Source organism: Nostoc sp. ChiQUE02 (assembly GCF_034531305.2).
In the GTDB taxonomy this organism is placed as follows: domain Bacteria; phylum Cyanobacteriota; class Cyanobacteriia; order Cyanobacteriales; family Nostocaceae; genus Nostoc.
Map to the genome: position 1 here is coordinate 33484 of NZ_JAVRBN020000014.1, position 24268 is coordinate 57751.

Sequence of the window (24268 nt, forward strand, 5' to 3'; positions counted from 1 at the left end):
TTATGAGTAGAGACGCGATTAATCGCGTCTGTTATGAGTTATAAGATATGAGTTTTCAATTCCTAACTCCTAACTCCTAACTCCTAACTACTCTTTGCCCCTAACTTTTCTCTATGTACCTGAAAACTCTAAACCTCCGACAATTTCGTAATTATCAAGACCAAAAGGTTGATTTTACTGCTGCCAAAACAATCTTGGTAGGTAATAACGCTCAGGGAAAGTCGAATTTGTTGGAGGCGGTGGAGTTGCTGGCGACATTGCGATCGCACCGAATGACCCGCGATCGCGATTTAGTTCAAGAAGGGGAAGCCACAGCCCAAATTAATGCCACCCTTGAGCGACAAACAGGCGTTAGTGAACTTACCTTAACCCTGCGGCGCAATGGTCGCCGTAGCGTTGCTCTCAATGGTGAATCTATCCGCCGTCAAATGGATTTTCTCGGCGTTCTCAATGCAGTCCAATTTTCCAGCCTGGATTTAGAACTAGTACGCGGCGGCCCGGAAGGTCGCCGCAACTGGTTAGATACACTCTTAATTCAGCTCGAACCAGTTTATGCTCACATTTTGCAGCAGTATAACCATGTGTTACGCCAGCGCAATGCCTTTTTAAAAAAAACTCAAGACTCAGCACTGGACACTCAGCACGGACTACGCTCCGCTACGCTAACAGAACTGGCGGTGTGGGATGCACAGTTAGCTACCACAGGAACCAGGGTAATTAGACGACGCGATCGCGCCATCCAAAGATTAGCTCCCATTGCTAGTGCTTGGCACGCCAGTATCAGCGGCAGTACAGAAGTTCTGCAAATCAATTACGTGCCTAATATTCCCTTAGAGGATAACCATCCAGAAGAAGTACAGCAAGCTTTTTTAGCAAAAATTCAGCAGCGAGCGATCGCTGAAATGCACCAAGGTACTACCCTTGTCGGCCCCCATCGCGACGAAGTAGAATTAACTATTAACCAGACACCTGCTCGTCAATATGGTTCTCAAGGTCAACAACGAACGCTGGTTCTAGCCTTAAAATTAGCAGAATTACAATTAATTGAAGAAGTCGTCAAAGAGTCACCGCTGTTATTACTTGATGATGTTCTTGCCGAACTAGATTTATCGCGCCAAAATCAATTGCTTGATGCCATTCAAGACCGCTTTCAGACTCTGATTACTACCACTCACTTGGGTTCTTTTGATTCCCAATGGTTGAAGTCCTCCCAAATTCTTTTTGTGAAAGCAGGAGAAATAATCCCACAGTAACTTGGTTTTTGTTTGTTATAAATTTAAATTTACAGCCAGTTGAGATATGCCTCAACAACATCAAATAGTCGATGAAAATAGAAATTGCATCACTAGGTGCATCATTACGAGCGATTGAGCAAAAGCCACTAAAACAAGGTTATAAAATTGGTATCACTAAAATTTTGTTCCAAAGTCATTAGTACCAATCACTCGAAATCCTACGGCAATTCAAGAAAACGAGCGTACGCGGGAATGTGTCGTCAGAGAAGCGATGTTTTTGTTGTCGAGGGATGGGTTAATTACTTCCCGTAGCCGTTCCACGTCGCGCATCGGTGGTGCACCGAAGAGTCTTTTATACTCCCGGTTGAAGTGTGAGGCATCATCGTAACCCACTCGGTATGCAGCACTTGCAGCGTCCATATCTTCACCAAGCATAAGACGACGGGCCTCCTGGAGTCGCAGTTGCTTCTGGAACTGCAAGGGACTCATTGCGGTAACTGACTTGAAGTGATGGTGGAAGCCTGATACACTCATTCCGATTTCTCGTGCAATGTTTTCAATGCGAAGTGGTTGGTCAAAGTCTTTACGAAGCCGCTCGACAGCCTGGGCGATGCGGTGAGAGTAGCCACCCAGGACAGCAATGTGACACAGCCGACCACTTTGCTCTCCCATCAAGAGCCGATAGATAATTTCTCTTGCGATCAGCGGTACAAGGAATCGAGCTTCGCCAGGGGAATCTAGGAGCCTGACGAGCCGCACTACTGCATCCAACAGGTTTGCGTCCAAGGGACTCACATCGATAGCCCTCACATCGGCATGGCTTCGCGGTAAGGTATGACCGGCCTCGACCATGACCGAGCCGACAACGGTGGGGTTGAGATCGAGGCGAAGGCTAAGGTACGGTTGCTCCTTGGACGCTTCAAGAATTTGGCTAACAATCGGCAGTTCGACCGTAGCAAGCAGATAATGCATTGGGTCGTACTGATAGCGATCGCTGCCCAGAAGAACTTCTTTGCTGCCCTGAGCGATCGCACAAAAGGCAGGGATAGAGACACTATGAACACATTCCGAAGGCGAGGAGGAGCGGTTGAAGTGCAATCCTTTCAGCGGCTCAATCGTCCCATCCTGACGAATTGCCTGGGCAATCCGCTCAGTCAGTTCGGCTCGGTTGGCTTGCGCTCTGTCTGCCTCGCGCTTTGCCTGCGGGTCGTTCATTAAATCGATATCGGACTTTTCACTCGTTTTGGCAGCGTTCATTTCTAAGTTTGCAGGATTGTACAACTATCTTAGACGATCGTTTTATTCCTTACCCTTGAGAATTCTTAGAATGAACCTAAAGCAATGAAAAATGATTTCAGCTTCTTGTAAACATTCTGGATTTTTATTCAAGAGAAAACTCAGTTTTGATTGGGCAAGAGACTTGCCTACTGACAACCAAATTGGCATCAAGGCTAACCTTGCTTCTTAAAAAATCCATCCCTACCGATAGAGCAAGCGCTAAGTGCTCAACCTCTACGATTGGGCCAGCCAAATGGCATCAAGTGAAGGAATTAAGGAAATGGACATCAAAAGAAGTGGCTCACAACCTTCCGCCAAAGGATCGGCTGAGTATTTTATCGGCACTGTCCGCATTGACCCCCTGTTCGAGGCGCACGATCCAGCCACTTGGTGCCAGTGTCACGTTCGAGCCTGGTGCTCGGATAGCATGGCACACCCACCCATTGGGACAGACCTTGATCGTGACGGCTGGATCTGGATATGTCCAGCAATGGGACAAACCCATTCAGGAAATCAGACCCGGTGATGTGGTTCAAATTCCGCCGGGAGTGAAACACTGGCACGGCGCTACAGCCACGACAGCGATGACGCACATCGCCCTTCAGGAACAGCTTGACAAGGCTGTGGACTGGATGGAACAGGTCAGCGATGAGCAGTATCCCAATTGACCTCTATCTCCGAGATTTCTCAGAGTCGATATCTACGTCCTTGGCTCCACGACATGGCAATCGATTATGAAAATTCCAATCAAGACTTCCCTAATGGGCAACCCGCAAAGGAGTAAAAAATGACAACAAACGAGAATGAAAGCTACAGAGGAAAGGTTGCGTTTGTGACCGGAGCAGCGAGCGGCATCGGTCGAGCTACGGCGCTGGCGTTTGCCCGTGAGGGTGCCAGCGTGGTGGTTGCTGATGTTTCAGAACCGAGCAATCAAGAAACGGCACGCATGATTGAAGAACTGGGCGGACAAGCGATCGCCGTCAAGTGCGATGTGACGCGAACCGAGGACGTGAAGGCGTCTCTTTCCAAGACCATCGAGACCTTCGGGCGGCTGGACTTCGCCTTCAACAACGCGGGCATCGAGCCGAGGAAGGCAGCTCCGACCGCGGAGTACGAGGATGAGGAGTGGAACCGGATTATCGACATCAACCTCCGCGGCGTTTTCCTGTGCATGAAGCACGAGATCCCGCTGATCCTCAAGCAGGGACGCGGCGCGATCGTCAATACGTCCTCGGGCGCGGGAATCATCGGCATCAAGGGCAGCCCCGCGTACACCGCCGCGAAACATGGCGTGATCGGACTGACCAAGGCGGCGGCCCTCGACTACGCCACGCAGAACATCCGCGTCAACGCCGTCTGTCCCGGCTACATCGACACCCCGATGATGGGTCGTTTCACCGGCGGCACGGACGAAGGGCGCGCGAAGGTGATTGCGGAGGAGCCGGTCGGACGGATGGGCAAGCCTGAGGAGATCGCTGCGGCCGTCGTCTGGCTGTGCTCGGACGCGGCTGCCTTCGTCGTTGGGCACGCTATGGTCATCGATGGCGGCCAAACGGTGCAGTGATGTTCGTCGCCAACACGATCAAACCCTAAACGCACGACACAAAGCATTGTCGCCATCGCCACCTTCACCGCCAACGGCGATGACTCATATCGCCACTCAGGAGGTACTCGACGGCAAGCCCGTGGACTGGATGAAAAAGGTCAGCGACGAACAATACCAAGACAGATTCAAGACCGAGTAGAAGGAAACCAGCTTATTTTCCAGATTGGAGCATCAATTTATGTACAACGCCAAAGCTTACTCTGCTGCCACTGCGACCGCACCACTCGCTTCCGACACAATCGAGCGGCGCGATCTGACCGAACACGACGTGCAGATCGAAATCCTCTTCTGTGGCATCTGCCACTCCGACCTCCATTCAGTGCGTAACGAGTGGAGCGAATTCATACCCACGGTCTACCCGATTGTTCCCGGTCATGAGATTGTCGGTCGTGTCACCCAAGTCGGTTCGGCAGTAACCAAGTACAAGCCCGGCGACCTTGCGGCAGTCGGTTGTTTAGTTGATTCGGATAGGATCTGTCCTAATTGCAAAGCGGGCCTTGAAAATTTCTGCCCGAATCAGATCCTCACCTTCAACTCTCCAGATAAGCACCTGGGAGGGGTCACTTATGGAGGCTACTCCGACAGCATTGTCGTTGATGAACGCTTTGTTCTGCGCGTCCCTTCTAACCTCGATCCTGCCGGGGCTGCACCGCTCCTCTGTGCTGGGATCACAACCTATTCACCCATGCGTCACTGGGGTGTCACTGAGGGCAAGAAAGTTGGCGTGGTCGGTCTTGGGGGGCTGGGACACATGGGCGTGAAGTTCGCCCGTGCCTTTGGTGCCCACGTTGTCGTCTTCACCACCTCACCCGACAAGACGGAAGACGCGCTCCGCCTGGGTGCCAATGAAGTGGTCGTCTCCCACAATGCCGAAGAGATGCACAAACACGCTGGCAGCTTCGATTTCATCCTCGACACCGTTTCCGCCAAGCACGACATCAACGCCTATCTCAACCTACTCCGCCTTGATGGCAATCTCACCCTGGTCGGCGCTTCCCCGATTCCCCTGGATGTTTCGGCATTCAGCCTGATTATGGCCCGCCGCAATCTCTCTGGCTCAAACATCGGTGGCATTGCCGAAACCCAAGAGATGCTCGACTTTTGCGGCAAGCATAACATCACTGCCGATGTCGAAGTCATTCCTATCCAGAAGGTCAACGAAGCCTACGAGCGACTGCTCAAGTCCGATGTGAAATACCGCTTCTGTATTGATATGGCATCCCTTAAATCTGCATAACCGAGGTGGAACCTCGAAGGAGTAACAATGCAAAAGCGCAAACTTGGAAACAGTAATCTGGAAGTCTCGGCTATTGGGCTGGGCTGCATGGGGTTGAACTATGCCTACAGCCATACCCTCGACAAGCAAGAAAGTATCTCCCTGCTCCAAGCCGTGGATTGTGCCGGGAATGGGCACAACTAAATTGAGCCGCCTGGAAAAAAACATTGTGGCAGCGGACATTGAGCTGACGCAGGACGAATTGAAGAGCATCGACGAGGCATTGGCGCAAATTACAGTGGAAGGCGATCGCTATCCAGAAGAGTTGGAAAAGCGAACGGGATTATAGACGGAATTGCCAACCATAGAACTGTGACTCAAAAAAGGAGGTGCGGATGACAAATACACCGCAGAAGGACAGAACTCAATCCTCTGTGAAGATAAGTGAAGCGGCACATAAAAATCATGAGGAACTCTTTCCAAACCATAAATCGACCCTGAAAGTAACCGATCCTGAACTGATCGAAGTCTTTGACAACTTCGCTTTCGACGAAGTAATTGCTGAGAGCAAACTGGATACAAAGACAAGGGTCATGCTGATTCTGGCGTCTATCATCGGCAGCCAGGCAGTAAGCGAATACAGGGTTATGGTGGCCGCTGCGCTCAATGTCGGAGTAACGCCGGTTGAAATCAAGGAGATCCTGTATCAGTCGGTACCCTACGTGGGTATGGCGAAAGCATTTGACTTCGTTCATGCCACTAATGAAGTGATGTCCAGCAGGGGCATTCAATTACCGTTGGAAGGGCAATCGACCACCAGCCCGGAAACCCGCTACGACAAAGGGCTGGCAGTACAAAAAGCCATATTCGGCGAGACGATCGATCAAATGTATGAGCGATCGCCCAAAGATCAGCTGCACATTCAAAGGTTTCTGTCTGCCAATTGCTTTGGCGATTATTACACCCGCAATGGCGTATACATAAGTGTCAGGGAACTCATCACACTGTCTATCCTCATTGCTCTGGGCGGGGTTGAATCACAGATAAAGGGACACATTCAAGGCAACCTGAATGTCGGAAACGGCAAAGACATACTGCTGGATCTGATTACACAATTGTTGCCCTGGGTGGGATATCCCCGAACACTGAATGCGTTGAAATGCCTGAATGAAGTGGCGACGGAGTAATGGCGATGATAACGAGCAACGAGCAATGAACAATACAGGGCTTGATTAAGTTCGAGTAAAAGGAAAATAATTATGAGCAAAGTCTGGTTTATCACAGGCGCTGGTAGCGGCATCGGAACCGGAACCGCCAAGGCAGCATTGCAGGCCGGTGACCGTGTAGTCGCGACTGGCCGAAACCTCGATAAAGTGCGTAATGCCTTGCGCGATGTTGCAAGCGAGAATCTTGCATTTGCCCAGTTGGACGTTTCCGACGAGGTAGAGGCGAAAACAGCCGTTGAGGAGGCGGTGAAGCGGTTCGGTCGCATCGACGTTTTGGTTAACAATGCGGGCTACAGCCTGCTTGGTAATTTTGAAGAGATGACCACGACCGACATCGAACGCCAGTTCGCGACGAACTTCTATGGTGTGGTGTACGTCATGCGTGCCGTGCTGCCGATTATGCGTCAGCAGCGATCGGGCCACATCATCAACATTAGCTCCGTTGCTGGCGTTGTCGGGTTTAAGCACTGTGCCGCCTACGCCGCATCGAAGTTCGCGGTCGAGGGCATCTCGCTGTCGGTCGCGGTCGAGGTCGAGGGGTTCGGCATCAAGATGACGCTCGTCGAACCTGGCTTCTTCCGCACGGACCTTCTGGACGACCAGAATGTCAGATGGCCCAGCAACACCATCGAAGACTATGCCGCCGAGAGCAACGTCCAGGAAACGTGGTCGGCCTACAACGGCACGCAGCAGGGTGACCCGGCAAAGTTGGGCGATGCTCTGGTCAAAATCGCCGGGATGGAGAATCCGCCGAAGCTGTTCGTTGCCGGAAGTGATGCCCTTGCGGCGATCGCGCCGGCTGTCGAGGAACGGTTGCAGGCGACGCGTGCCCATGAAGAGCTATCGAAATCAACAGATGGTTCGTTCTAGCGATCGCACAAGAAGCATCATCATCAAATCCACGGACATGATGCACATCGCCATTCAGAACTCGACGACAAGCCCGTGGACTAAATGGAACAGGTCAGCGACGAACAATACCAGACCCGATCGTAGATTAAGACAGTTCGACCTTTAAATCAAAGACAGGAGTTCAAAAAATGCAGAAACGCACACTTGGAAACAGTAATCTGGAAGTCTCGGCGATCGGGCTGGGCTGCATGGGAATGAGCTTTTCTTATGGTCCGCCCAAAGATACACAGGAGATGACAGCTCTTCTCCGGGCCGCCGTCGAACGCGGTGTTACATTCTTTGACACCGCCGAGGTCTACGGTCCGTTCTTGAACGAAGAGCTTGTGGGCGAAGCCCTCGCTCCCTTCCGTGGGCAAGTGGTCATTGCTACCAAATTCGGATTCGACCTGAGTCCTAATTCCGATCCCCGTGGGATGAAGGGTGCGCCAGGATTGGATAGTCGACCGGAGCACATCAAGCAGGCCGTGGAGGGTTCGCTCAAGCGACTCAAGGTCGAGACAATCGACCTGCTCTATCAGCACCGGGTTGACCCGAATGTGCCGATCGAAGATGTGGCAGGCGCGGTGAAGGAACTGATTCAGGAAGGTAAGGTTAAGCACTTTGGACTCTCTGAAGCAGGAGTGCAAACGATCCGTCGCGCGCACGCAGTCCAGCCGATCACAGCTCTCCAGAGCGAATACTCACTGTGGACGAGGACTCCTGAGAAAGAGGTGATACCAACCCTTGAGGAACTCGGAATCGGCTTTGTCCCGTACAGCCCGCTGGGCAAGGGCTTTCTCACTGGCAAGATCGACGAAAGCACGACCTTCGACAGTTCCGACTTCCGCAGCACCCTGCCTCGCTTTACGCCAGAGGCTCTCAAGGCGAATCAAGCCTTGATTAATCTGCTCGGCAGCATCGCGGAACGGAAGCAGGCGACACCTGCTCAGATCGCGATCGCCTGGCTACTAGCCCAGAAGCCGTGGATTGTTCCGATCCCAGGCACCACGAAGCTGCATCGCTTGGACGAAAACATCGGGGCAGTCTCAGTCGATCTCACGCCGGACGATTTGCATGACATTGATGACGCTGCCTCCAAGATCGCGGTGCAAGGGACTCGGTACCCCGAAAAGCTGGAGCAAATGACCGGTCGTTGAACGGCAAAAAATGTGTTCTCTGGTTGCATTCCTTGGAGGCCGCTGATTCCTCATTAACCATGAAGAAGAAACGATGACAATGAATGTACTTACTGTTCGTTCGCTGATTTTGAGATGGCAAGAGGAATTAATGTTATGAGGGGCAAGGAATAGGGCGACTATATGTTACCAATGCGCTAACTACTAAACTGACCTACCACAAGCGGTGATTTATTATGGGCAGGAATGGCTTTTAGAGCGTGGCTTCCACCGCTTTAAAATAGGTTCTTTGCCTGCCCTACCTATTTATTTCCACTCACCTTGACCGAATAACTGGCTTAATGTTTTTGTTGAACTTAGCCTTGGGAGTGTTTACGCTGATGGAGTTTGTGGTACGGCAAGCACTTCAACAGGCTCAACAATACGCAGGCTGGTCTTTATGATGGCAACCCAAAACGTGAAACTTCTCGTCCATCTGCTGAACAAATGCTTCAGGCTTTTTGTTATCTTACTCTCTACTTTCTCCCGGATTCTACCATCTTCATTACACCTCTTAACGATCTTCAAAAACACATTCTTTCATTAATGCAAATGCCTGAATCTCTTTATCAGTTGCATTCTAAGCTGTGCAAGACATAATTATCTCTCACCCCTCAAAATTGAGCGAACATACAGCAATTATGAATTTTTTTGATGTTTTTCTAACCTTTTAAAAACGTTGAGAACCAAAAAAGTCAGCAGCCCACCGATTAATCCTAACTGCCATAAACCACAGCCGGCAGCAATTCCCAATGCAGCTGAAACCCAAATAGCCGCTGCTGAGGTGAGTCCATGAATTTCAAGTTGCTGTGATTCTTGGGAAGATTGGCGCACAATTTCTCCAGCACCGAGAAATCCTACACCAGCTGCAATCCCCTGAATGACGCGGCTAAGTGCATCAGGACTAGTTTGCAACCCACCTGTCTGCATAATTATTAAAGTAAACACGGCTGAACCAAAACTCACCAGCATGTGAGTTCTTAAACCGGCTGGTTTGCGCCTAATTTGGCGTTCTAAGCCGATCATTGCTCCAATAAGTAATGCAATGCATAGTCGGAAGCTGATATTCAGCCAATCATTAGTTGCAAGGTAGTAAGTGTTTGGCAATGCTAAATCTGGTATAGATAATTCTATATACTAGGTTAACTGGTAATATTTTTATAAAAAAAGTACAAAATTATTCTAATCTTTTATTAATGGAGTTTAATCCAATAGGTTTAGTGCAATAGTCTATCTCATATTTGGATTCTATCAATTTAGAAATGCTTTTTAAGCTACATATTAATATATTGCATTGTTAGGATTATTTTCCAATAATTTTTTGTTAGTCAGTCAATATAGTTTTGCATTGTCAAATTATTACACTGATTATAATTTGGGCAAACAACATGACTTTTAAGTTTATTAAATAGTTTTTTGGCTATTTAAAACTACTGAATTATAAAATTTTACCTTAAATTGCGAGATTTAACCCATACACTCAATAATTAAATATGATACAGCCATGTACAACTAGATCAAAGAACTAAACCCCCAGTTTTAGGGAAGGGAGGCAAATGAAGGGAAAAATTTGATTTACAAAGGAGTCGAATTACAGCAATACACCTTGTAACTAGCAATTAACCACTAACAAGGTCGGCAAACTCAATGTAAATGCTGAAAACTAGTCCTAGTAGGGAGTCAGTAGATTAATGGCTGATAACGTACCAGGAAGAAATAGCTGTGGCTACAAATAGACAACTGACAACTAACAAATTGAGTGGATAAACTCTACTGGCTAGACCAAATTAAACTACAAAACCGCGCCAAAGTAGGTGACAAAGCATTTTACTTAAGCAGAATCATGCAGCGTGGCTATCCGGTGGTGCCTGGTTTTGTCGTTTCGGCAGAAATTTTGCGACAATTTCTCGAAAATCTCAATAGTTCAGAGTCATTAGTGGCTGACTTACCCCATTCTTCGTTACACCTGGATGTCACTAATTGGCGTCAACTTCAGCAGGTGGCTAGTCGCTTGCGCCAAGAAATTCTCACTGCAACTGTGCCACAGCAGTGGATGAGTACAATTTTCCAAGCAGCTAGAGAATGGCAAACTGGCTGTTTGATTCTTCGACCTACCTTGGCAGTATCAACTGCTACCCCAGGGATGAAGAATATATCTGGTTTGCTGGAGTCGGTATTTTGCCAGTGCGAACCTGAAGCGATCGCTTTTGCCCTAAAGCGTACCTGGAGCCAGATATTTCGTGCCAGAAGTCTACTATATTGGCAGCGCTCAGGAATTAACCTGCAACAAATTAATTTAGCAGTTTTGGTGCAACCGGTTGAAAATGCGATCGCCAGTGGCTTGCTCCGAGCCAACTCCTCTGGGTGGGAAATTGAAGCTACTTGGGGATTAGGAATTGCGATCGCTCTTGGCGAAGTCCAGCCAGATGTTTACTACATTCAACCGGAAACTGGGGTTGTGCTTGAGCAACAGTTGGGCAATAAAATGCTGGCTTATAGTGTCGATGATGCAGCACCTGGAGCTTTTTCGCAACCCGTGCTGAACTCAGTACTAACACCAGATCGCACTTGTCTGAGTACCTACCTAATTCAGGAAGCCCAACAAAAACAATACGCTTTACAAGAAGAATACTTACAACAAATAATTTCTCTAGGAACTCAACTGGTGAGTGAACTAGGTGAAACCTTTACCATTAAATGGACTATCGCCGGGCATACTACATCTAGCAAGCTCTACATTACACAAGTTAGTCCTCCCCAATCAATTCCCCACGTACACTTCATTCGGGGACTAGGGGCAGCAGGGGGACGTATTGTGGCAACTGCCCTTGTAATTAATCCGCAACAGAAACCCGAACAACTACCCAAGGGAGTGATTTTAGTAGTACCAACGATTACTCCTGATTGGTTACCATTATTGCAACAAGTTGCTGGTATTATCACAGAACAAGGGGGATTAACCAGCCACGCTGCAATTCTAGCTAGAGAATTAGGTATCGCCGCAGTAGTAAACGCAACATCTGCCACCACTTTAATCCAAACTGGCGAACGACTGCTGCTTGATGGCGACAGAGGAGAAGTTTATCGGATCAAAGGAGACTCAAAGGAGGAGATGGAGAGAGTGGGAAAAGAAAATCCTCTTTCCCAGGATCGCCCCAAGCCGAAAGTGCCCCATCCAGCTGTTACGTCTCATTTACCTATGATTGCTACCCAACTGCTGGTTAATTTGAGTCAGTCCACTTTAATAGAACAAGTGCAAAGCTTGTCTGTGGATGGGGTGGGATTGTTGCGCTCAGAATTGATGGTACTAAATATATTGGACGGGCAACATCCCAATAATTGGATTTTAGGTGGGCGTCAGGCAGAATTATTAGAGCGCTGGTCTGAGCAGATTATGAAGTTTGCCCGTGCTTTTGCACCAAGACCAGTTTTTTACCGTTCTTTAGATTGGCGATCGCAGGATTTACCATCATTGAGTGATAGTTTACAATCTTCGCCCCAGTCGATGTTAGGTGAACGTGGCACTTTTAGCTATTTACGAAATCCCGCAGTATTTGAACTAGAACTGAAAGCTTTAGCAACTGTACAGCAAGCTGGCTACAGCAATGTCAACCTACTGTTGCCTTTTGTGCGGACTGTGGAAGAATTTGTCTTTTGTCGTCGCAAAGTTGAGCAAGCTCTTTTAACCGAGGTAGCGCAGTTTCAATTGTGGATGATGGCAGAAGTGCCAAGCGTACTGTTTTTATTGCCAGAATACGTCAAAGCAGGTGTAGCCGGAATTTCTATTGGTACAAATGACCTGACCCAATTATTGCTAGGAGTGGATCGAGAACAAGGACAGCTAGCAAAAGTATTTAATGAACGTCATCCAGCAGTTATGAGTGCGATCGCTCAACTCATCCAGATGGCTCAAAGTGCCGGTATCCCTTGTTCAATCTGCGGTCAAGCACCAGCTCTCTATCCAGAAATCATCGATAAGTTAGTGGAATGGGGTATTACTTCCATTTCCGTGGAACCGGAAGCAGTGGAGCGAACATATCAAGCGATCGCTCGTGCTGAACAACGCATAATTTTAGCAGCAGCCCGACGAAAACTTCATTTTTAGATATTTAATTTTTTCTTCAATGTAAAATTCAAAATCTAAAATCTAAAATTGCCATAATTAAATTAATGATTCTAGCCGTGACAGCCATGTATTGAAGTGGGGACACCTGCTCCGAATTACTTCTAGTCCAATTCGTTCAGCCAACTGTGGCCCAAAAACAGGCTTTGCTTTTCCATAATCAGGAAACTGAGCGATGATGCGTTTACTGGGGGCTGTCTGCTGTCCGTCGTTGATCAACTCAGGTGTTTCATATTGATTAGCGATTGCGTGGAGAGTCTCAATCTCCTTTGTACGACGAGCATCAAGATATTGAAAGCACGTTGGATCAGCAAAAAGGTATGCCTCGTATTCATGTAACTGAATGTACGGGATAAATCGGTAATCACCGATATCCTCTGCAAAGTGTTGCTCTAGAAATTCGACCCGTTGTACAGGATTTTGTCGCAGACTCTCAGCTTCAGCAAATCCCGGAAAATCAGGCGCAATAGCATACAAATCAATCATAGTAGTAAAAAACACCTTAGAGCCTTTCTCCTGACTGAGAAAGCGCACGATGTCATCCTTCATAGGCTTGTACTTTCGACCACCACCGCGATGCACATGACCTTTCTTTCTGGCATGAGCAATCAGCATAATCTTGTCCATAAAAACACTATGTTGAGCAAGATATAGTTTTAGGATGTTATCGGCGAATGTCTGCTCAGTTTGTCCTTCAGCAAATAGGTAGAGGCGCACCATTAATGCGGCCCTCCGCCAATGATATTTTTCTCCCAGACTTCTCCCAGACTGTACTCGTCGAGCCAAGCTTCTAATTCTGTGGGATTAAGCCGCTTGAATTGCGACTCCTTACCCTCTCGGTTGACCGCAATCACATCTTCAGGATCAAAATTATCCAAGAAAGAACTAGATTGGGTGCTGATAAGAATTTGTGTATGAAGCGAAGCCTTGCTAAACAAGCCAGCCACAACATTTAGAGCATAGGGGTGAAGACCTAGTTCTGGTTCATCAACAACGATCAGTTCTGGTAGTTTATCCTCTGGCTGTAAGAGTAGTGTTGCAAGACACATAGCGCGTAAAGTGCCATCTGAAAATTGATGGGGCCCAAATACCCTATCTGAATCCTTTTCTTGCCAATTCAGAATGACACGATTAGATGCATCTGGCTCAAGAACAAAGTCATCGAAAAATGGTGCAATTAAACGGATTGTTCCGATAATACGTTGATAAGCTGAAAAATTGTCTTCGCGGAATTTGAGAAGTAATGCAGCTAAATTTCCGGCATCAGGCATGAGCCATCGGTTATCGCCAACGTAACAGGATTGCCGCACTTCCGCCGTAGAAGATGTATCGTGAAAGTGATATACACGGCAACGATCAAGCAAGTACTTGAGCGTCCTGGCTGTTTGTTTACCTTCCTCTGCTGCCTCACTAATTTTTGTTTCCTGATGCCCTGCACCCAACTGGTCAATCCTTGGGGATGTCCAACCCATTTGCAGAAAGCTCAATGTCTCTTCAGCGAAGATCAGCGTATCACCTGCGGCGTGGAATAACCGCAGATCATAGGTATCCACTCCGTTTTCGACTTCAAACTCCAGTTTTGCTTCTATCTGAGGAGTTATCTTGGGCCCAAAGTGCAACAGGGACTGAGCACGCCCTGACATACCGATATATTGTTGAAAGCGTCCAGCCATCATCTCATTAAGCATCTTGAAGAACGAGATGAGATTGCTTTTGCCTGCTCCGTTTGCTCCAATCAAGATATTTAAGGGATGCAACTCAAGATCCATCGCCTTAATAGATTTGAATCCGTTAAGGGTTAATCGTTGCAGCCTGTTCAAAAGTCGGTCTCCTGAATCCGTAAATGTGTATTTGCTTCCTCTTGTATAACACCCACAGACTTCTAAGAGGATGTCTGAAAAGTGTACGAAGGTATAATTAGTCATTCTAAGCGTAACGAAGTGGAGCGAAGAATCACAATTTACTGTGGGTCGATGAGATGCTTCACTAGGCTGTCGCTCCGTTCAGCATGACATTTTTAACTTCTCAGACATCCTTTAAAAGAGTGAATAGTAATCATTGTTGGTGTTGTACATAGCACATTCAACTTTATACAACACCGCGAAAATGTTCAATATCGGTAAATCGCCGCAACAGGTGTGCTATATGGAATCTGTTCTGGGGGAACAGCGTAAACCGTGCCACCGTTTAATAAAGTATGAGCAGCAACAAAATCCAACAAATCCTCATCACCAGTTTCTTTTTCTGGGTGTAAATAAACCGTTTCTGAGGTTGGGTCGAATAATCCCCACTTTTGCTGACCAACTGCAACTAGTAATGAATCCACTCGTTGGTAATAAGCCGCCGAGACAATCTCTTGCAGGTTGTTAGATGCCTTACCACTATCACCACCAAACAATTCGTGAAATTGCTCCAGAACTCCTTGCTGTGACTTTTGAAAATCAGCCTCGACAATCGCCCAAGCTTCGTTATGTAACTCTTGGGCGCTGAGAATTTCTGGATTACCGGTGATAGCTTCATCCATCAAATACTGGTAAGTATTTGCCTCTTGGTAAATTGGGAAAAGATACTCAACCCCAGCAAAAACTAAAGGTGCTTTTTGCTCCCGTAATTTCTCATGCAATGCTTCATCAATGGCGTAACAGAATTGGAGGATGTCTTCCTGGCGCTTATCTCTGTCGGGACTTCCTTGTCCGTGAAATGTACCAGGGTGCATAGAAGCATTGGCGGCTCCCCTTTTGGATGTACCGATCCGGTGTTGCACTCCTTTTTGAATTTCGTCCTCTAGGAGAGCTTCATCTAGACTCTTAGGGATATTTTCCACTTCTATTTGGTTGAAGCTGTAGCGCGTTCCCTCAAAGAACCTGACATCTTTTTGGCTCAAAGCCAGCATGTAGAAACGACCATTGCCATTTAAAATTGGCAGCAGTGGCTTGATGTGAAATCGGTCTGTAACCACGACCAATTCCTGAAAATCAATTGGCAGGGTATAATAGCGAAAAATATTTTCAGAAATAAAAATCGCCAGCCCTTGCTCTCCCATTTGCTCCCAAAACTCTTGGGTATCAATTTCATGGGATTTTTCCAACAATGCGATCGCTTCTTTCTGTTCCAAACCCGCATCAATTAAACGAGTCTCCGCTTCTTTGACCAAATTTTTAAAGCGAATCGGGTCTTGTCGCACTTCTGCCCCTGCTGGGTGCGTTGGCATATAAATTGAAACACAATTTCCTTTTGGCTGTTCTATTAATGTCTTTATTTCCTCTCTAGAGATTAATTGCATATTATATCCCTCCTATCAACGTGACCAGATACATCAGACCAGATCATCGATATTCAATGATCTGATAGGACGTTATTCTCAGGTGATCGCGGTCGAAATCCAACCTTTTGCTTCTGAGTTTATTTCACCTCAAGGAGGGTTTAGTTGCATCTTTCTTTTGATAGGCAATATTCATCAAGGGAATTACTAATTAAAACTCCAAATTTCAAAGCCAAAATTGCCACGTTCATCAAATGTTTGGCGTTTTAGAGTTTGTGCGTCCTGAGTTTATGCCTATTCTACTATCTCGTTGGCTAAGACCTAAAGTTACTCGTTTCATAATCCAGTACAAACCGGCAAGTACCACAAAGGTGATAGCAATAATCACGAGGGGCTGTTTTCCAAGAATTTCTTCTACCCCTTTGGTAAGTACAGCATCGGGTTGAGTAATAAAATCCCAACTGTTGAAACGCAAAAATCGCCCCCAATAAACACCAACAGCACAGAGAAAATGGGTAATCAACTCAACGCGCCAAATCCATTGGCTCTTACCGATGCGATGTAAGTAGTAACCCCAATTAATTAACGATATTACATAAGCTTCAAATCCACTGAGAATTACTAACAAATACACAGGAATGAGTACCAAAGTAATCATCCAAACCGATTGAATCGTGCGGATATCATCTATTAGGTGAATTACATCAGTCAACAAATATGGTGCATTCGGTAAGAAAGCATAGAAAACTAGGAATCCTAGCCACCAAAGCCAAGAGCCGCCCCGCTTAAAGCGAAATAGCCACACGCTCAAAGCTAAAGGTATAAAAGCCAGAAATAAATTCCAAGTCATCCAACTCATATTAATTCGCAAGACCTGCACAACTCTGGCTATCAATTCTTCTTTCATAGGTGCTAACTGAGAAGACGTTTGATTGATCTAGATTCACTTTGTAGTGTTAGTCTTAACCTGAGTGATTGATAAAATTTTTTTACCCCCTAGAAAATTTATTTATTCCAAGACCAGACAAGGGTTTTGTGTCCTGAAAGAGCAAATGTACACTGATATATGTCTGAAATTTAGAGTTTTATGTCTTTTATACTGGGGGATGAAATTTATCAATCAATCAGCTTAAATCACTAGTATAGCCAGAAAATCATCAGGGTAAAATCTACCACTAAAAGGAAGCCTGAGCAATAAAAAGGCCACGAATAACTTCCGGTAGACTTTTTTAATTGCAATGTTGCCCCTGTCCTGGCTATTATATTGATTTCATTTTGCCCTGCTAGAGTTCCAAAAGCACCTTAAAATTTTTGCCAAGAGGTCTGTAGTCTGTCAAGTCAGCCTTTGCTTAGGGGCGGGCGAGATGCCCACCCTACAAGAAGTCGTTGGATATTTTTTATGTGAAAGTCCCTAACTAACGCAGTAGTACTCGACTACGGGGGCCGATCGCTTGTTTGGGTGAAGTAGGTATTGTACAGTTATTGGCAGAATCCTGTGAACAAGCAGGTTGAGCAAGGGTTGCAGGGTTGACAACTACTTGATTAACCTCTAGAGAATTACCACTACTGAATTCGATATTAGGTGTAGTAGAGAGCGATGGAGAATTAGATCCAGATGTGTATGTTGTAGGTGTCGAGGAAGCGATCGCACTACCACCATCAACTATTGGTGCAACAGTGAATGTGCTACCGCCATCAACTACAGGTGCAACAGTGAGTGTGCTACCACCATCAACTATTGGCGTAACAGTGAGTGTGCTACCACCGTCAATTACTAGTGGGGGAATAGGTGTACTACCACCGCTAATTACTGGCGGGGGAGTAGGTGTGCTATCACCACCAACTACTGGCGGGGGCGTGGGTGTGCTACCGCCACCAACTACTGGTGTGGGAGTGATGAGAGTTGCAGTTGCAGGTACTTTAATTGTTAATTTCGCCAAGGGAGAGTTAGTCATTTCCAAAGATGTCACCTTTGGCGAACCTGGGAGATCGGATTTGAAATCAAAGACTGTGGGGGTTGCACCACCATTGCGATCGCTATACCGTACTCCATATCCACTTACTTCAAAAGTGCCCTGATACTGGTTTCCAGTGTTTGGATCGGTGACAGTACCAGTGTATAAGGCTTTTGTGAGATTAAATTCATCTTGAACTACTCCTTGAAATGTAGTTCCTGCCAATTGTCCTTGGTATTTATAGGGTGTCAATTCACCCTCAGAGAGAATCGGAGAAGTGAGAACGCCATTAAAGGAGACTATGGGAATCCCTTTAAAGTCAACATAGTAATGTAGACTTCCATCATTACGTGTTCTGACCTGCACATAGTCTGACTTGTATACAGGAACGTAATTAGGATTATTCTTAGTTCCTAAGTTGCGGGAGTAAGTCCCTGTATCATCTGTATCAACACGAGTAATACTTTGATTGAAATTGGGATTAATACTGGGAAGTTGGATAGTGCCTGATAATGTGCCAGTGCTTTGAATTGTGATTTGAGCCAAAGCACTTGTTCCACCTAAAGCAATCATGACTGCGGCTAAACAGCTGTTGCTAACTATTGCACAACCCAACTGAGTTGATGAATGTAATTTCATAAAAAATTTGCTCCTTTAATTACCTATGAAAAAAATACGCAGGGATTTTCCTCCCTCCCATTGGCTGATGCAAGGATCTAACTACTGAATTAGGCAGTAGAAAAAAAGCGTATTTTATTACATTTACATCAGTACAAAATTAAAACCGGAAAGTTGCTCTTAATGCTCCAACTACTAATGCATCGTTAGCAGCATTGTGATCGGGATTGAAAATGACGAATAAGCCGGGAGTCAAGGCGATATTGTCGCTCAACTGGGCGCGATAAAAAAGTTCTACGTGAATTGATGTGTCACTACGTCCACCTGCTGTCCCCCCATCTGAAAAGTTGGGAAAATTGAAGCCTTCGGGTAAAGTACTAGAAGTAATTTTGGGCGGTTGTCCTACGAGAACGCCCCCTAAATTCCCAGGACGCAGCAAATTGGGAAAAGCCGCGAACACCATCCAGTTTGTGGTTTCCACACTTCCAGGAAGGTTAAATGGTTTGGAAGAAGTAAAGCCACCCCAACCGCCCAACTGCAAATTAGGGTTAATTCGCCAAGCAACGGTAGCGCCAATGGCTTGAGTATCGAAAGCTGTTGCATCTGCAAAAGGCGAAATCAGTTGAGAATCGCCGATACCACTTCCCAGTAAGCCATCTGGGGAGTGGGAATAAAGATAATGTACGCCGATATCAATATTATTTGTGGGTGCTAAACTTAACTGAGCGCCAGCAGTAAATCTACCGCCAAATAATCCGCCCTGAATGATGTTGCCAGGAAAACTGGGGATTTCTGCACTATAAATGCCTTGCAAACTGATGCGATCGCTAATCTGCCAATCAAAGCCGATACCACCAGTGGCATTGCCAATACTTAAAATCGGGTTCCGCTGACCAAATAGAGAAATTGCACCATCGCTAGAACCTTCTAAAGGGCTAATACCGCGAAAGGTGTTGATGGGGTTGACTCCCGCCGTACCTACGACTATTCCCAAGTTATCCGAGGCCAGAAATCGATAAGATAAGTCACTAATAACTAGATTGTTATCTGTATTTGACTCGAACCCCAACCGCCCCATATTGGTAGATAGCAAGGATGCATTAGAAGCTAAATTACCAGCAGACAGCCCTGTTAACAGCAAATCTCGCCCTGTAAATGAAGTTGCTAAGGTTAGCTGGGCGCTACTTGTGAAAGTCAGATTGGTTTTTCCCTGACGTTCAGGTACTCCATCTCTAGGAAATAAATCCACATCAGGGCTATTGGTTCCCTGAACGCTAAAAATGGCTTGACCAAATAATCTGGTAGTTGTGGAGAAGCGATTGCCTTGTAATTCACTAGTTCGTTCTTCTACAGCCTCAACACGCTGCTGTAATTGCTGTAATTCTGCTTTGAATTCGCCTTGCAACTTTTGTAGCAGGATTAAATCTTCACTATTAACAGTATTAATTTTATTATTAGCGTAGGCGTAGCCCGCCGCAGGCATCGCTTCGTTAATCTTCTCCAAACAAGCGTTTAAACCAGCCGCAAATTCATAACGGCTGATACTACTATTCCCCAGATAAGTTCCATCAGCATATCCAGCAATGCAGCCATAGCGTTCTATCAAAGACTGCAAAGCATCAAAAGCCCAGTCGGAGGGTTGCACGTCCTGGAGTTGTGATACTGAGGTGACTTGAGACATTTGGTTATCTGAGTCTGGGGGATGGGGAGATAGAGAGAATTCTTCTGTGTTTTCCAGGTTCTGTGCAACTTCTGTTACAGCTTGAGTATCTTTTAATTTAAGTAAGTTAGGGGAATTTATGAATTGAATTTTTTCTCTACTTTTTTTAAGTATATTTCCGTACTTATTCTTTATAGCTGATGAGGTGGTTACATCTGGCTGCACAAATTCAGGCGGTGTAATTTCAGCAGGCGAGACAACTTGAGATAAACTTTCCTGTGTTGACTCCTGCACCGGATTATCTGGCAGAATTACAGGCTGTTCTGGTAAATTAAGCGCAGAGATTGGCGCTGTTGCTAGCACACCCGCCATCAGTAGACTAATATCACTCATGGTATTTCATTTGACTTGCACCAATATTTCTTTTGACAGACAAAGTTGGTGTATATCAGGAAATTTTTGCTAAAAGAAGTGATAAAAGTTATGAGTGTGCCGAGAAGTGCTCCAACGGCTACCACCGGAGTTAACAATGTATAATGAATCTCGTGCCTCAGAGGCGCGGCATCCCATTGTTAAGCCACAACTGGATGCACCCTATCGAGGTCGGATTGGCGGATGTTGATTGATGCTTGAATATATCAGATGTCTAATCCTCCATCAGATAGATTATTCTGGCTGGCTACAATACTTGTTCATTTCATTCACTAACGTATCTGACTGCTTGCCAATAGTTGTAGCTGCTGCTGTTAATGTTGAGTCAATTTCGGCTCTCGCCTTTTGGATTTTTTCTCTACCAGATGCCGAGGCTTGTGCTGTTTTGGTCGCACCAAGCGCCCTACCTGCTTTAGCGATCGCTTGACTAAGATTTTGAAAAATCTTGACAAAACCGCTTTGAAATTCTTTCAGCTTAGGATCTGTTAAATTCAGTTCTCTAATCGATTTAGTCACAAATTCTAAATCTTTAGATAACTGTATGCTGGTTATCACCTGCGTTCCTTTATTTTGATCAATCAGAGAAGTTCCGGCATTCACAACTCGAATCAGTCGCTGGCACTGGGAGACTTTATTTTCAGTGCAACTATTAATGAACAAAACAATGCTTAGGCTAACAGGAGCAAGAACAGTATATTTATGTGAAAGAAACATTAACACCCCAACAGCAATAAAACAGAGAATATAGTATCCAATATTACTAATAAAAAAGGCATTGGGCACAAGAGGCAGAGGGGCGGGGTGCAGGGGGAAAAGTTTTCTCCCTTGCTCCCTGCTCCCTGCTCCCCTGCCTCCCCTACTTCCCACTCCCCTCATCTGGAATCACCAATCTATTGGCAAACCCAACTGGTCTAAAGTAGCACCATCTTGCAAAAGCGGCTGAATATTGCTGTCTATTTGAATGCGACCACCTGATAGCACCAAAGCCCGTTGAGTAACTCTGCCTAGCCAATGTAGGTCATGAGAGGCAATTAATATCACCTCCACAGGTAACCTTAACAACACTTGCGCCAAATGACGCCGCCATGCTGGATCAAGACCATTTGTTGGCTCATCCAAAATTAGAATTGTTGGTTCTAGGGCTAAAATCGAGGCTAGGGCGGCTAGGCGTCTTTGTCCACCAGATAGTTCGTGGGCAGAACGATTGGCGTAGGCTTCTAGACCAAAATCAGCTAATAACTGTCGGGCGCGATCGCTAGCTTCTGCTGGTGACATTCCATAATTACGTGGCCCAAAGGTAATATCTTCCAAGATGGTCGGCATAAATAGTTGGTCGTTGGCATCTTGGAAGCTAAAGCCAATTTGACGACGCACTTGGGGTAAAGTTTTCGGTTCTACGGGGATGCCATTAATCGTAATTTTCCCAGATTGCGGTTGTTTTAAGCCAATTAGGTTCTCCAGCAAGGTGCTTTTTCCAGAACCAGTTGCTCCCATCAACGCCACGCGATCGCCTTTGTTCAAGGTAAAAGATATTTCTTGTAATACTGGCTCTTGATGGGAATATGCATACACCAAGTTTTTAACCTCGACTACAGCTGCATGGGGGTTATGGGTTGATGGTTGGGGGTTAGAAGTTAAAGATTTCAAAATTTACAAACTCAATATTTGTAAGAAGTTAGGGTTACACCAGTAGCGATCGCCCAAGCTACTAATAGGGCAAAACGTTCTTTTGGTCTGAGGCTAGAATCTATGGGCAATTGTCCGTTGTAACCACGAGCTACCATTGCTGCATAAACTCGCTCTGCCCTGTCTAGACTGCGGAGATACAAGGCTCCAATCATGGCAGCACTGGCGTAGCGCAGCCATCCCGCAGTTCCAGTCAAACCGCGTAATTCAGCACTGCGACGCATCCGCGTCACTTCTGAGAGCAAAATTTCCATATATTGCCCAGCTAACAACAAGTTTTCCTTTAAAGGTGCTGGTACGGGTAAGCTTTTGAGGGCGATGCCGAAACTGTGGGGCGGTAAGGTTAACAAAAAACTATTCATGGTAACCAGACAAACCAGAGAACGAACTAACAAAAAACTAGCTCGCTCCCATCCTTGGGGTAATGCTAGCAATGACAAAAAAATCAATTCTGTGCCGAGTAATCCTCCTAATTGGCGAATTGGTACACGCAAGAAGCAAGCCCATAAAAGTGCGATCGCGCCATATACACTTAGTCCATACCAAGCATGATGCTTTAATAAAGCTGCTCCTACCACAATCACTAGAGATAGTTGTAAACGTAGCGGCAAGGAAAGTTTAAGCATTCTTCGGTTTCACCACCTTGGCAATCCCAAAGGCTACAGCAAAGCAAACCGCAGATCCCACCAGTCCAGCGATACTTGTGCCAATTGCCCCCAAACCTTCAATCCCATAGTCAGCTAAGGGAGTCGGCACAATTATCCGCACTTTACTGGCTAAGTCGATGAAGCCCGTGTTTTCGGCGACTTTCTCCAAACCATCAGGCCATGCTGAGGCAAAGAGTGATAGCACTCCTGCAATCAAGAAAATGGTGACAACAGGCACTGACCAACCGCGAAACTCCTGCTGTTCCCCTGGTAACAAATCTGGTCTGGCTGTGGCCAGATAAGTCAGCACACCCCCGGTAATCAGACCTTCGCCAATGCCAATTAGAATGTGCACACCAGTCATAGCTGGTAAAACTATGGCTACGGGTGCAGTTCCTGAAAGGGCTAACTCAATAGCACAAGCTATAGCAGCTACGACTACACTAACGCCAGCTGCAATACCAGCAGCCAAAGGTAAGCGTCCTCTAGACCCGCCAAACAGTCGCTGCAAGGTTTGGGTTAAAACCCAGCCTACCCAAACACCAACCACTGCCATGTTAAAAATGTTTGCTCCTAAGGCTGTAATGCCACCATCAGCAAATAGCACGGCTTGAATAATTAAAACTGTGGCGATACACAATGTTCCTGCCCAAGGACTGCCCAAAACGATCGCCGCTAAGGTTCCCCCCAACAAGTGGCCACTGGTACCTCCTGCTACAGGAAAATTGATCATCTGGGCGGCGAAAATGAAGGCGGTGGTTAGTCCGAGTATGGGAGCACGACGGATACCAAAAGCCTCTTGCGATCGCTCGAAGGCAATAAAAAGTGCTGCCACACTGGCTAAACCAGTAGCCCCTGCCACTGGAACAGAAACAAATCCGTCAGGAATATGCATGATCTACCCTGTATTTTAGATGTTTATTTACTCAATACAAGCAATAAAACAAAGGCATTAAATTAATAACAAACAAAATTTTCACCTTGTTTGCAATGCCCTCTTGGAGGATTTTATGCTGTTTCTTTTGAGAGATTTACAATCCAATGGCTGCTAAATAGTATACTTATTTTTTAATATATTAAATTTTGTTAACTTTAATTTTATATATGTCACTAAATTTTGATAAATTCTGGGAAAATCGGCAAAATCTTGACTTTAATAAGCTAATATGCATTTAATTGCATACGATCAATCGCCAAAATACTGCCTAAGATTGTATTTCTTCTCTACCAGGCGCTACGCGAATATTTTGAATTTTGA

At 46.1% G+C, this 24268-nt stretch carries 22 protein-coding genes and 1 pseudogene; 11 read left to right on the forward strand and 12 right to left on the reverse strand.

The genetic code is table 11. The annotated features are described in order from the left end of the window. Positions 1-113: 113 nt before the first annotated feature. Entirely contained in the window at positions 114-1253 is a 1140-nt protein-coding gene (recF, locus tag RM347_RS16380) for a DNA replication/repair protein RecF (protein ID WP_322716105.1), read from the forward strand. Between the two features lie 210 nt (positions 1254-1463). On the opposite strand, the gene RM347_RS16385 is transcribed toward recF, so the two are convergent. Further along, positions 1464-2492, reverse strand: coding sequence for an AraC family transcriptional regulator (locus RM347_RS16385; RefSeq protein ID WP_322716106.1), 1029 nt, complete (start codon positions 2490-2492; stop codon positions 1464-1466). A gap of 317 nt (positions 2493-2809) precedes the next feature. On the opposite strand from RM347_RS16385, the gene RM347_RS16390 reads away from it, so the two are divergent. The 9 genes and pseudogenes from RM347_RS16390 to RM347_RS16430 all read left to right on the forward strand — a co-directional run. Beyond that, the gene (locus RM347_RS16390; protein WP_428850569.1) at positions 2810-3181 is read left to right on the forward strand and encodes a (R)-mandelonitrile lyase; all 372 of its coding nucleotides are present in this window, start codon (positions 2810-2812) and stop codon (positions 3179-3181) included. Positions 3182-3300: 119 nt separating this feature from the next. Beyond that, on the forward strand, positions 3301-4077 hold the full coding sequence (locus RM347_RS16395; protein ID WP_322716108.1) for an SDR family oxidoreductase: 777 nt from the start codon (positions 3301-3303) through the stop codon (positions 4075-4077). A gap of 220 nt (positions 4078-4297) precedes the next feature. After that, entirely contained in the window at positions 4298-5356 is a 1059-nt protein-coding gene (locus tag RM347_RS16400) for an NAD(P)-dependent alcohol dehydrogenase (RefSeq protein WP_322716109.1), read from the forward strand. Positions 5357-5383: 27 nt separating this feature from the next. Further along, positions 5384-5539, forward strand: a complete 156-nt coding sequence (locus RM347_RS16405; RefSeq protein ID WP_428850565.1) for a hypothetical protein — start codon at positions 5384-5386, stop codon at positions 5537-5539. Next, complete coding sequence (locus RM347_RS16410) at positions 5526-5684, forward strand: hypothetical protein (RefSeq protein WP_428850566.1); 159 nt, start codon at positions 5526-5528, stop codon at positions 5682-5684. The genes RM347_RS16405 and RM347_RS16410 overlap by 14 nt, the downstream gene beginning before the upstream one ends. A gap of 46 nt (positions 5685-5730) precedes the next feature. Then, a complete protein-coding gene (locus RM347_RS16415) occupies positions 5731-6522 on the forward strand; it encodes a carboxymuconolactone decarboxylase family protein (protein WP_322716111.1) in 792 nt (263 codons plus the stop codon). A 72-nt stretch (positions 6523-6594) separates the two neighbouring features. After that, the gene (locus tag RM347_RS16420) at positions 6595-7431 is read left to right on the forward strand and encodes an SDR family oxidoreductase (protein WP_322716112.1); all 837 of its coding nucleotides are present in this window, start codon (positions 6595-6597) and stop codon (positions 7429-7431) included. Positions 7432-7601: 170 nt separating this feature from the next. Then, a complete protein-coding gene (locus tag RM347_RS16425; protein WP_322716113.1) occupies positions 7602-8609 on the forward strand; it encodes an aldo/keto reductase in 1008 nt (335 codons plus the stop codon). Positions 8610-8764: 155 nt separating this feature from the next. After that, positions 8765-9227: pseudogene (locus RM347_RS16430) on the forward strand (IS1634 family transposase); the annotation flags it as partial. A 39-nt stretch (positions 9228-9266) separates the two neighbouring features. Here RM347_RS16430 and RM347_RS16435 read toward each other — a convergent pair. Further along, positions 9267-9734 (reverse strand): MgtC/SapB family protein, encoded by a 468-nt coding sequence (locus RM347_RS16435; protein ID WP_322716114.1) that lies wholly within the window; start codon positions 9732-9734, stop codon positions 9267-9269. 652 nt (positions 9735-10386) lie between these two features. On the opposite strand from RM347_RS16435, the gene RM347_RS16440 reads away from it, so the two are divergent. Next, on the forward strand, positions 10387-12732 hold the full coding sequence (locus RM347_RS16440; RefSeq protein WP_322716115.1) for a putative PEP-binding protein: 2346 nt from the start codon (positions 10387-10389) through the stop codon (positions 12730-12732). 57 nt (positions 12733-12789) lie between these two features. Here the strand turns inward: RM347_RS16440 and RM347_RS16445 are convergent, their stop codons facing one another. From RM347_RS16445 to RM347_RS16490, 10 genes are all read right to left on the reverse strand, one after another. After that, a complete protein-coding gene (locus tag RM347_RS16445) occupies positions 12790-13470 on the reverse strand; it encodes a DUF4276 family protein (RefSeq protein ID WP_322716116.1) in 681 nt (226 codons plus the stop codon). After that, entirely contained in the window at positions 13470-14570 is a 1101-nt protein-coding gene (locus RM347_RS16450) for an AAA family ATPase (protein WP_322716117.1), read from the reverse strand. The genes RM347_RS16445 and RM347_RS16450 overlap by 1 nt, the downstream gene beginning before the upstream one ends. Before the next feature lie 290 nt (positions 14571-14860). Then, positions 14861-16033 (reverse strand): hypothetical protein, encoded by a 1173-nt coding sequence (locus RM347_RS16455; protein ID WP_322716118.1) that lies wholly within the window; start codon positions 16031-16033, stop codon positions 14861-14863. Positions 16034-16262: 229 nt separating this feature from the next. Continuing rightward, complete coding sequence (locus RM347_RS16460) at positions 16263-16919, reverse strand: DUF1361 domain-containing protein (protein WP_322716119.1); 657 nt, start codon at positions 16917-16919, stop codon at positions 16263-16265. A gap of 508 nt (positions 16920-17427) precedes the next feature. Next, entirely contained in the window at positions 17428-18606 is a 1179-nt protein-coding gene (locus tag RM347_RS16465; protein ID WP_322716120.1) for a hypothetical protein, read from the reverse strand. A 139-nt stretch (positions 18607-18745) separates the two neighbouring features. Then, the gene (locus RM347_RS16470; protein WP_322716121.1) at positions 18746-20638 is read right to left on the reverse strand and encodes an iron uptake porin; all 1893 of its coding nucleotides are present in this window, start codon (positions 20636-20638) and stop codon (positions 18746-18748) included. 273 nt (positions 20639-20911) lie between these two features. Continuing rightward, positions 20912-21391 carry a hypothetical protein gene (locus tag RM347_RS16475; protein WP_322716122.1) on the reverse strand — a complete coding sequence of 160 codons (480 nt, stop codon included), beginning with the start codon at positions 21389-21391 and terminating at the stop codon, positions 20912-20914. Between the two features lie 168 nt (positions 21392-21559). Continuing rightward, on the reverse strand, positions 21560-22324 hold the full coding sequence (locus RM347_RS16480) for an energy-coupling factor ABC transporter ATP-binding protein (RefSeq protein ID WP_322716123.1): 765 nt from the start codon (positions 22322-22324) through the stop codon (positions 21560-21562). A gap of 11 nt (positions 22325-22335) precedes the next feature. Beyond that, on the reverse strand, positions 22336-22989 hold the full coding sequence (locus tag RM347_RS16485; protein ID WP_322716124.1) for an energy-coupling factor transporter transmembrane component T family protein: 654 nt from the start codon (positions 22987-22989) through the stop codon (positions 22336-22338). Then, positions 22982-23905 (reverse strand): energy-coupling factor ABC transporter permease, encoded by a 924-nt coding sequence (locus RM347_RS16490; protein ID WP_322716125.1) that lies wholly within the window; start codon positions 23903-23905, stop codon positions 22982-22984. Before RM347_RS16490 ends, RM347_RS16485 begins: the two co-directional genes overlap by 8 nt. Between the last annotated feature and the right edge of the window lie 363 nt (positions 23906-24268).